The organism is Stenotrophomonas sp. P5_A8, assembly GCF_056400545.1.
In genome coordinates this window covers 1-4265 of sequence record NZ_JBFULB010000325.1, presented here as the reverse complement: position 1 = coordinate 4265, position 4265 = coordinate 1, and the positions used below count along the sequence as shown (strand labels likewise).

General features: G+C 60.6%; 1 protein-coding gene and 1 pseudogene. Both read right to left on the bottom strand.

Going from position 1 to position 4265, the window contains the following annotated elements:
- On the bottom strand, window positions 1-3762 hold a 3762-nt coding region (locus tag AC1DQP_RS17290; RefSeq protein WP_478052082.1), incomplete at its 3' end, for a non-ribosomal peptide synthetase.
- Between the two features lie 120 nt (window positions 3763-3882).
- Window positions 3883-4265, bottom strand: a pseudogene (locus AC1DQP_RS17285) (hypothetical protein); the annotation flags it as partial.

Below are 4265 nucleotides of genomic sequence, written 5' to 3'. Positions count from 1 at the left end.
GGTGAAACGGATTAGCGTTGGCCCCCGCAAGTCCAGCACGGTAGCCTTGATGCGAGAGATGGCATCTTCGATGCAGGCAGCCTGCGCGGCCGGCGACAAGGCGCTCAGATCCTCCTGTTCCACCCATGCTTGCGCATCGGCATGAACCAACTGCAGCGGCACGGAGTAGCTGCCCAAGTCGAAGCCGGTGCGTAGTACGGGCTGCATCGCAACCACCGCTTCTATGGCCTCGACAAACATTGCTTCGTCGTAGGCGAACTGCAGCTCGAAAGAGAACACGTCATGGTAACTGCCCCCCCCTTTGTCGAGCAGACCATGGAAGAGCATGCCCATCTGCAGCGGCGTGACTGGATAGGCGTCCTCAAGCCCCTCCGGAAGAACCTCACGATCAGCTGCTGGCACCAGCGCGAACGCTGCCACGTGCTCGGCTGAGACACCGGCTGGAATCCTCTTCTCAGTTTCCGACAGGTGATGCGCCAGTTGCCGCAGGCTGGGGTATTTGAAAATGTCGGCAACGGATACGTCCATGCCCGCCTGGCGAAGCTCGGCGACCGCCTGGATCGACAGGATCGAATCGCCACCCAGCGAGAAGAAGTCATCATCCAGACGACTGATCTTCGCGTGCAGTAGCTTCCTCCACACCTCGGCGATGAGCTCCTGGATCGGATCCAGTTCAAGGGCTGACGGTGCGAACGTCTGCTGGTGCTCCTGGAAGTACTCAAGCAGCGAGGTCCTGCAGACCTTGCCGTTGGGCGTCAAAGGCATCGTATCCACGAACAGGATATGTGCCGGCACCATGTGCCGAGGCAGCTGTTGCCAGAGCTTGGCCCTGAGCTGGTCCGCCGTCTGTTCCGCCTGGCCGCCGTCGACGAAGGCCAGAAGCATTTCCGTGCCCCGCTCTGCCAATACCTGGATGCTGACGTTCCGTCCAGGCAGCAACGCCGTAATATGATGAACGATCTCACCGAGCTCGACACGCTTGCCGCGAATCTTGATCTGTCCATCGCGACGACCCAGGTACACCAAGTTGCCATCAGCATCGTATCGACAATAGTCGCCCGTCAGGTATCCGCGCCCGCCGAGAACCGGAAGGTCCACGAAACTCTTCCCGGTAAGTTCCGGGCGCTGGTGGTAGCCCAGTCCGACGCCATCGCCGACCATCACCAGTTCGCCAACCACACCGCGTGGGCACAGTCTCTGGCTGCCATCCAGGACGTAAGCCCGGGTGTTCTGGATGGGCCGACCGATGACCACCTGTGGCAGGGCCAACCATTGTGCCTTGTCGGCAACGAAGGCTACGGATATATCCGCGCACTCGGTGGGTCCGTAGATGTTTGCGACCCGGCTGTTGCAGACCTCGCTGGACAGCCACGGACTCAGCTGCGAGCGGTCGAGCGCTTCCCCCCCCAATGCGAGCAGGCGCATGCTGGCCAAGGAATGGAAACCGGTCCGCTGCGCTTCTCGAAGCAGCGCATACGCCGCACTGGGCGCGCAGTTGATGATCGAAACACCTGCCGTCGCGATAACGTCCAGCAACCCGGCAGGATCGAAACCCTCGGCCGGAGCAAGGATAAGCTGTCCACCGGCGATCACCGGAGCAACGATGTTCTTCAGCGAGGCGTCAAAACCGATAGGGATCATGAGCAACAGGCGGCTCGCCGCATCCAGCTCGGCGAAGCGAACGTACCAATCGCAGAGGTTCGCAAAAGCCCGGTGGCTGATGAACACACCCTTCGGTAGACCTGTAGAGCCTGATGTGTACAACAGGTAGGCCGGTGACTCAGGGTCGATTACAGGGTAGCTTTCGTCGAACGTATCGTGTTCACCCAGTGTTTCCACATCAAGGGTGAAGCCGAAGAACTCCGGCAGGTAATCGGACAGCGAGGACCGGGTGATGATGATCGCTATGCTGCTGTCCGCAAGCGTATGCTCGGTATGATCGGCGGGATAGCTCGAATCCAGGGGAACCAGCACGCCGCCGGTACGCAAGACCGCGATGACCGCTGCTGCCATCTCAGGCGACCGCTCGAGATAGACGCCGACCCGGTCTCCCGGCCGCATTCCCATGCGCGACAGGCGCGAGGCTATACGGCCAACCATCGTCTGCAGCTGGCTGTAGCTGAGGTCCCCGACCGGAGACCGTACCGCTATGGCATCGGGAGTACGTTCCACGCTCTGGTCCAGGCCCTCGAAAAGCCGGGTGGCATCCACCTCCACATGCTCGCCCTGGACCAGAGGCAATAGCTGCTGTTCCAGCACATGGCCAAGCGTGCCATCAACGTCGGCCGCAGGATGGTGCAGGCATTCCTCGAGCAGCACAAAGTACATGTCCAGCCAGCGCGCCACCGTCTCCACGCGAAGCAGATCTCGGTTGAACCAGACCTTGACCTGTTCGCTGCTGACCTTGAGTGTCAGATCGTACTGCGAAAGCACGGTGTCGGAAGCGCGCTCACGCAGGGTTATGCCGTCGAACTGCTCGAGGTCGCGTGAGTCCCGAGCGTACAGGAACTTGACCTGAAACAGCGGCGGGAACGCCGGATCCCGTTCAACGCCAAGATCGTCGACAAGTTGGTCGAAGGGCATCTCCTGATAGTCAAGGGCATCCTTGACCGTCTCCTGTACCCCTTCCAGATAGCCTTCCACGCTCGCGCCAATTGGCACGACACAACGCAGTGCAAGCTGGTTGACGAAGAATCCCGCCGTATCTTGGGTTCCAGGATGCTCGCGGCCGTACACATCCGTGCCGATGACCAGGTCACGCTCTCCCGTCAGCCGACTCAACAGGAGCGCGTAGGCACCGAGGTAGCAGGCGTACTCGCTTGACCTGTGTTCACGTGCGAAAGCCGCGACGCGTTGCTGCAACGCGCCAGGAAGCTTTCGCTCCAACAGCCGGCCGCGATACCCCTGCTGCGCCGGTCGCGGATGGTCAAGTGGCAGTTCAAGCACACCCTTGGCTCCGTGCAGCGTGTACGCCCAGTAGGATCGGGCCGGCTCGAGGGCACCCGCAGCAAAGCGCTGCACCTGCCACGCTGCGTAATCCATATAGGACGGGGGCAAAGCCGCCTCCGGCGCGTCCTGCCCCTCACCATCCAGACTGCGATAGGTCTTCGCAAGTTCCGCCACGAACTGCTGAATGGACCATTCATCCGTGGCGATATGGTGGAAACCCAGCATGAATACATGATGGTCATCGGCAAGGCGCAGCAGGCTGGCCCTGATCGGTAGCTCATCGGCAAGGTCGAAGGGACGATGCATCACGCGATCGCGCTGGTTCTCCAGTTCTGCTTCGGCAGACGCCGTTCCGCACCCGCTCAGATCGACCTGTTCCACCCGAAAAGTCAGGTCGCTGCGGAACCGCTGAGAAGCGACACCGTCCTGGACGAAGTACGTCGTGCGGTAGATACGGTGTCGAGCCACCACCCGCTCCAACGCCGCTACGAACCGCTCGCCATGCAACGGCCCATGCAGGGCCATTTCCACCGGAAGAATGAAGTGCGTTGCAAGCGGATCGTACTGATGCAGAAAGTACATGCGACGCTGTGCGAACGACAACGGTGCTTCGCTGACATCAGCGAATGCCGGCGGGCCCGATGCAATCTCGCTCGCTACCAGCGCCAGCAAGGCGTCCCTGTGCTGTTTCAACGCAGCGACGACATCCGCGGTAAGAAGCTCCTGCCCGCCAGTGACGCGCAGGCGCCCCTCTTCAACGACCAGATGGATGGCATTTTCATCGAGATATCGGACGAGCTGGAAGAGCTGCATGGACGCCTCTTGGTTCATTGGTGTTGCGCAGGCTGACTGCAAGGGGACACGTTCCGGTAGATGTTTCCAACCGCATCTCGAAAGTTGGCGGGACCGGTACGCAGAAGTATGTCGGGGGCGCTAGATGTTCCAGATACGCTTGGCAAACAGCCGTTCGGCATGGATGCCCGAGTCGGCGCATGATGCGAGCAGGCGATCAGATTCCAGAATCTGGCGCGCATCCTGGTCGTAGTCCATGCCCATGAAGTACTTAAACCAAGGCTCCATTCCCAGCGCATAGATATAGACTTCCGTCGGCTTGAAGATGGCGATCATCTTCTCTGCCGAGGCGCAGTCGGAGCCATTGAATCGCCGCGACTCATTGATCGCCCGTGGAATGGGCTTGGTGAACAGCGAGCCGTACAGCCAGCTCATCGGCGCCCCAACACACTCCATGCCGATGAACAGCATGTCCACGTTTCCGGTGATCTGCGCGATGCGTTCGTACATGCGTTCATCCAGGC